Origin of the sequence: Pseudomonas proteolytica, from assembly GCF_007858275.1 — a bacterium.
In the GTDB taxonomy this organism is placed as follows: Bacteria; Pseudomonadota; Gammaproteobacteria; order Pseudomonadales; family Pseudomonadaceae; genus Aquipseudomonas; species Aquipseudomonas proteolytica.
In genome coordinates this window covers 1-705 of sequence record NZ_VFEV01000093.1, presented here as the reverse complement: position 1 = coordinate 705, position 705 = coordinate 1, and the positions used below count along the sequence as shown (strand labels likewise).

At 62.8% G+C, this 705-nt stretch carries 1 pseudogene; it reads right to left on the bottom strand.

From position 1 onward, the window contains the following. Positions 1-705: pseudogene (locus tag FIV38_RS29820) on the bottom strand (RHS repeat protein); the annotation flags it as partial.

The window sequence follows — 705 nt, the reverse complement described above, 5'->3', positions numbered from 1 at the left end:
GGCCCTTGCGGGTGTCGAGCAGGCGGGTGAGGTTGCCGGCTGGGTCGTAGGTGTAGCGGCGAAGGCCGTGGCGGTGTTCGTGTTGGGCCAGGCGGCCCTGGTCGTCGTAGTGGTAGTGGCTCAGCAGGTGGCCCTGCTGGCGCTGCTGCTCGCGCCCGGCCTTGAACAGGTGCGAGGTGAGTGTGCGGCCATTGAGTTCAACGGTGGCGAGGTGGCCGCCCTTGTCGTGGTTGAAGACCAGGTGGTTGTTGTCGGGCAGGCGCAGGTGGTCGAGTTGGCCGCAACTGTCGTAGCCGTAACGCAAGGTGCCCCAGCCTTGATGTTCAGCGGTCAGGCGATTCTGGCTGTCGTATTCGTAGTGCAGCGGCCAGTGGCCGTCGTCGACGCTTAGGAGATTGCCAAGGCGGTCGTAGGTGTAATCCACCGTGCTGCCATCGGGCAGGGTTTTTCGGATGAGGCGCCCGGCGTTATCGCGCTGGTAGGCGGTAATCAGCTGACGGTCATCGTCGCCAAACTCGGCTTTTTCCTGCAGGTGGCCGTTGAGGTCGTAGACGTAGGCGGTGCGTTTGCCGTCGAAGCCGGTTTCCTGCTGGATCAGGCCGTTGGGGTGGTACGCCAGTTGATAGCGTTCGCCTGACTCGTTTTCGATTTCGGTCAGCAGCAGGCGGGTGTTGTCGTAGCGGTATTTGAGTTGAGAACCGTCGG